Raw genomic sequence first — 5,144 nt, 5'->3', positions numbered from 1 at the left:
CCCGGGCGGCCTTTCCGGCGTTCCGGCACCCTTCGCAACCGTTCGGGCAAGCGGCCCGATCACCCCGACAAGGGATCAAAATCCCGCTGATCGGGGCACTTTGACCGCAGCCTCCCCCGGTCGGTGATTGGACTCCAAGTCCATCGACGGAACCCTAGGAACAAACTTGTGTCCCGGTGTAAGTTTGAATCCCGCTAGCCCCAAGATCCGCGCACCGTCACGCACGCCACAGGTCTCCGCCTACCGAGATTGGGCCATCCATGGAGCAAGCACACCAGAACCCCCGCCCCGAGGTCGCCGTCGTCGGCATGGGCTGCCGGTTTCCAGGCGCCGACGGGCCGGGACGGTTCTGGGAGAACCTGATGGCCCACCGGGACTCGGTCACCGCGGTGCCCGCGGAGCGGTTCGACATCGCGGCCGACTACGACCCCACCCCCGGCGTCCCCGGCCGGACGGCCTCCCGGCACGGCGGCTTCGTGGCGGACCCGTTCTCCTTCGACTACGGGTTCTTCGGCATCTCCCCCGCCGAGGCCCGGGCCATCGACCCCCAGCAGCGCCTGCTGCTGCACGCCACCTGGGAGGCCTTCGAGGACGCCGGCATCCGCCCGTCCACCCTGGCCGGCACCCACGCCGGGGTGTTCATCGGCCAGGCGACCGCCGAGTACTCCGAAGCCACCCGCTCCGAGGCCGGCCCGAACGTCCGCGACGTGGCCGGCAGCCGACTGCGCGCCGTCACCGCCGGGCGGCTCTCCTTCGCCTTCGACCTCTTCGGCCCCAGCGTGGTGCTCGACACCGCCTGCTCCTCCTCCCTGGTCGCGGTGCACCAGGCCAGGCAGAGCCTGCTGGCCGGGGAGTGCGACCTCGCCCTCGCCGGCGGGGTCAACTTCGTCCTCTCCTCCCACGACGCCATCGCCTACTCCCAGGGCAGCATGCTCTCGCCCGGCGGCCGCTGCCGCTTCGGCGACGCCGGCGCCGACGGCTTCGTCCGCAGCGACGGCGTCGGCGTCATCGTGCTCAAGCGGCTCGCGGACGCCGAGCGCGACGGCGACCGCGTCCTGGCCACCCTGCTCGGCAGCGCGGTCACCAACGACGGCCGGGGCAGCGGGCTCCTGCTGCAACCCGCGATCAGCGGCCAGGTCGACATGCTGCGCACCGCCTGCCGCTCGGCCGGCATCGCCCCGCAGGACCTCGACTACGTGGAGGCCCACGGCACCGGCACCTCGGTCGGGGACGCGGTCGAGCTCCAGGCGCTCGCCGCCGCGACCGAGCGCCCGCGGCGGCGGCCGCTGCTGACCGGCTCGGTGAAGACCAACATCGGCCACGCCGAGTCCGCGGCCGGCATAGCCGGGCTGATCAAGGCCGTCCTGATCGCCCGGCACGGCGTCATCCCGGCCTCCCTGCACTGCGCCGAACCGAACCCGGTGATCGAGCGCAACGACCTCGGGGTGGCCGTCGTCACCCGCAACACCCCGCTGCCCAGGACCGGCGACCGGGCGCTGCTCGGCGTCAGCTCCTTCGGCATCTCGGGCACCAACGCCCACGTCGTGGTCGGCGAGTACGTCCCGAACCCGGCCGGGCCGGCCGCGCCGGCCGCCGTGCCGCCCCACCGCGGCACCGCCGAACAGCTGCTGGTGCTCAGCGCCCGCTCGGCCCGCTCGTTGAGCCATCTGGCCGAGGCCTACGCGAGCCACCTGACGGACGGCCCCGGCCGCGACGTCCCGCTGCCGGATCTCTGCGCGGCCGCCGCGCTGCGCCGGGACGCCCACCCCTACCGGCTCTGGGTCCGCGGCGACAGCCACCGGGTGGTCGCCGAGCGGCTGCGGGCTCTGGCCGCGGGCGAGTCCGTCCCCGAGGGCGGCACCGCCGAGGCGGGCTTCGGCGGTCCCCGCCGGCTGGCCTTCGTCTTCCCCGGCCAGGGCGCCCAGTGGTCCGGCATGGGCCGCCGACTGCTGGAGACCTCCCCGGCCTTCCGGGAGAAGCTGCTGGAGTGCGACGCCGCGATCGGCCTGGAGCTCGGCTGGTCGGTGGTCGACCTGCTCCGGCAGGCCGACGAGTTCCCCACCGACATGGACAAGGTCCAGCCCGCCCTGTGGGCCGTCGGTGTCGCCCTCGACACGGCCCTGCGGGAGGCCGGCCTGACGCCGGACGTGTGCGTGGGCCACAGCATGGGCGAGGTCGCCGCGGCGCAGAGCGCCGGGGCGCTCGGCCTGAGCGACGCCGCCGCCGTCATCTGCCGCCGCAGTCGGCTGATGCGCCGGCTCGCCGGGCGCGGCGCCATGCTGGCGGTGGAGCTCTCCGCCGAGGGCGCCGGGGAACTCCTCGCCTCCCAGCCGGAGTTCGCCGCGGTGTGCGTCGCGGCGGAGAACTCCCCGTCGTCCACCGTGCTGGCCGGGCCGCCGAGCGCGCTGGCCGGGATCGCCCGGCACCTGGAGGGCGCCGGGGTGCTCTGCCGTCCGGTCAAGGTCGAGGTAGCCTCCCACTCGCCCGACATGGACCTGATCGGCGCCGAGCTGCTCGCCGCCCTGGACGGTCTGGCGCCGCGCCGGACCCGGACCGCCCTGATGTCCAGCGTGACCGCCGCCCCCAGCGCCGGCGAGGAGCTCGGACCGCGCTACTGGCTGGACAACCTGCGCCGCCCGGTCCGCTTCGCCGAGGCCGTCCGGCGGCTGGCCGGGACGGACACCGTCTTCCTCGAGGTCAGCCCGCACCCGGTGCTGACGGCGGCGGTCGAGGAGACGGTCACCGCGGGCGGCGCCGAGGCCGCCGCCGTGCCCACCCTGCGCCGCGGCGGCGACGAGCCGGTGCTGCTGCTGGAGGCGGTGGGCCGGGCGTTCGCCCGGGGCGCCGCCGTCGACTGGTCGCGCTGGTACGGCTTCGAGCCCCCGGCGGTGCCGCTGCCCACCTACTGCTGGGACGCCTCCCCGCTGCGCCGGGCCGCCGCGGCCGCGCCGCTGGTGCGCGAGTCCCGGCTGGACGCCTGGGGCCTGCCCGCCGCCGGCGCCGGGGTCGCGGTGAGCGGCGTCGAGCCGGTCTTCCCGTCCGTGTACCTGGAGGCCGCGTTCGCCGCCGCACGCGAGGCCGCTCCCGGGCAGGACTTCGCCCTGACCGGGGTGCGGCTGGGCGACGCCGCCCTCACCCTCGCCGACGTCCCCACCGCCACGCTGCGCGTCACGGTGGACGCGCCGGGCCCGGACGGCTCCCGGGACGTCCGGGTCGAGGCCCGCCGCGGTGCCGGCGCCGAGCCGGAGCCCTGCGCCCGCGGACGCCTGGAGCCCGCCTCCGCCTCGGCCGCGCCCGCCCGGCGCGAGCTGCTGGAGACCAGCCTGGCCCGGCACCGGGAGTACCTGTCCGCCGACGCCCTGTACGCGGAGGCCGCCCGGCGCGGGATCGAGGCTGGCCCGGGCGTACGGACGGTCGAGCATGCCTGGCGGCGCGGCGGCCGCATCGTCGCCCGGGTGCGCCGCGGCGGCGCCTCGACGGCCGTCGGCTGGGAGGCGGGGCTGCTGGCGATGCCGGCCTGCTACCCCGCCGGCTCCGGCTACCTGCCGGTGCGCTTCGGCACCGTCCGGCGCCATGCCGAACTCACCGACGACTACTGGAGCCTGTGCCGCGTCACCCCGGTCGCGGGCGGCCGCCGGGCCCGGGGCGACGTCCTCCTGCTCGCCGCCGACGGGTCGGTGCTCGCCGAGTTCCTCGACATCGAGCTGATCGCCCCGGCCGGGCCGGGGGCGGGTGTCCGCGGTCGGCTGACCGGGGCCCTCGCCCGGCGGTGCCCCGCCCTGCCGTCGGCCGCCCGGCCGCTCTCCCTCCTCCGGCCGCTCGCCGCGGCCCCGGTGCCGCTGCCGGGACCGGGGCTGCTGTCCGCATCGGTGCCCGTGTCGGTGCCGGTGCCGACGGGCGCCGCACCGGCCCCGGTGGCCGTGGGCGCCGAGCCCGCCCCGGCGGCCGCGCGCGCCGCGACGGACGCACTGCTCCAGCGCGTCTCCCGGCTGCTCGACCTGCCCGAGGCGGCGATCGACCGCCGCCGCTCGCTGCGCGACCTGGGCCTGGACTCGCTGATGGCCGCCCAGTTGCGGGCGCAGGTCCGTTCCGACTGCGGGCTGGACCTCACGGCGGGGCGCCTGCTCGGCTCGGAGAGCCTCAACGGCCTGCTGGCGACGATCGGGTGAAGGTTCCGGCAGCCATCGAGGTCTTTTATGGAGGACAACTTCGACTGTGAAACATAGTTAAACTGTGGTGCACCAAGTCGGGGAGGAGTGGGCCCTCCCCGGCAGCCACCATGGATCGGAGACCCCGTTGAATTCCACGGGAGCTGCACCCGCGCCGGCGGAGCCGCTGGGGCGCCGCGAGCGCAACAAGCTGCGGGTCAGGGAGAGGCTGTACACCGCCGCCCTCACCCTGTTCACCGAACAGGGCTACGACGAGACCTCGATCGACGAGATCGCCGAACGGGCCGATGTCGCACGGGGCACCTTCTTCAACTACTTCCAGCGCAAGGAGGACCTGCTCGGGACGTGGGGCGAGAAGCGCCGCGACACGCTGCGCTCCTCCCTCGACGCGGACGCCCTGGGCTCCGGCGCCGTCCGCCTCCGGCTGCAGCGCTGCATGCGCGCCCTCGGCCGGATGAACGACGAGGACCAGAAGGAGACCGGGGCCATGCTGATGGCCTGGGTCCGGGCGGGCCGTCCCCTCCTGGAGGAGCCCTACCTCGCCGAGCTGTTCTCGGAACTGGTCGCCGACGGCGTTCGGCGGGGCGAGTTCCGCGAGGGGATCCGCCCCGACCAGGTCGGCAACGCGCTGCGCGACCTCTACCTCGGCGCGCTGTACCGCTGGTGCATGCATCCCGGCCGCAAGGGGGCGCTCACCAAGGAGCTGCTCGCCGTCCTGGACCTGCTGCTGTACGGCGCCCTGGCGGAGCCCGAGCCCGCCACCGCCCGCGCCTGACCCCCGGCGCCGCCTCCCTGCGGGGGCTGGAGGCGGCGCCCTCCGACGGTCTCGGCCGGGCGCCACCGTCCGGCTCCCGGTGGACCGCCGGGCGGGGCCTAGCCGCAATGCCGGTGACTTTGGTGTCTGTGGCTCGTTGGTTGTGGTGTGGCAAGGGTGGGGCAGGTCAAGTCGCCTGCGGGTGAGCGGTTGTCGGACCG

At 75.6% G+C, this 5,144-nt stretch carries 2 protein-coding genes; both read left to right on the top strand.

Annotated features, from left to right (window positions below; all coding sequences use genetic code 11):
- Window positions 1–260 precede the first annotated feature (260 nt).
- Entirely contained in the window at window positions 261–4,169 is a 3,909-nt protein-coding gene (locus ABT247_RS31575) for a type I polyketide synthase (RefSeq protein WP_350749559.1), read from the top strand.
- Between the two features lie 127 nt (window positions 4,170–4,296).
- Complete coding sequence (locus ABT247_RS31570; RefSeq protein ID WP_350749556.1) at window positions 4,297–4,944, top strand: TetR/AcrR family transcriptional regulator; 648 nt, start codon at window positions 4,297–4,299, stop codon at window positions 4,942–4,944.
- Window positions 4,945–5,144 lie beyond the last annotated feature (200 nt).

This window comes from Kitasatospora sp. NPDC001539 (genome assembly GCF_040298565.1).
In the GTDB taxonomy this organism is placed as follows: Bacteria; Actinomycetota; Actinomycetes; order Streptomycetales; family Streptomycetaceae; genus Kitasatospora.
Note: the sequence above shows the minus strand (reverse complement) of the source record. Positions and strands in the feature narration are given on the sequence as shown.

What these genes read in the sequence shown, in the direction of transcription:
- ABT247_RS31575 (WP_350749559.1), top strand. Translation starts at nt 261, where the DNA reads ATGGAGCAAGCACACCAGAACCCCCGCCCCGAGGTCGCCGTCGTCGGC.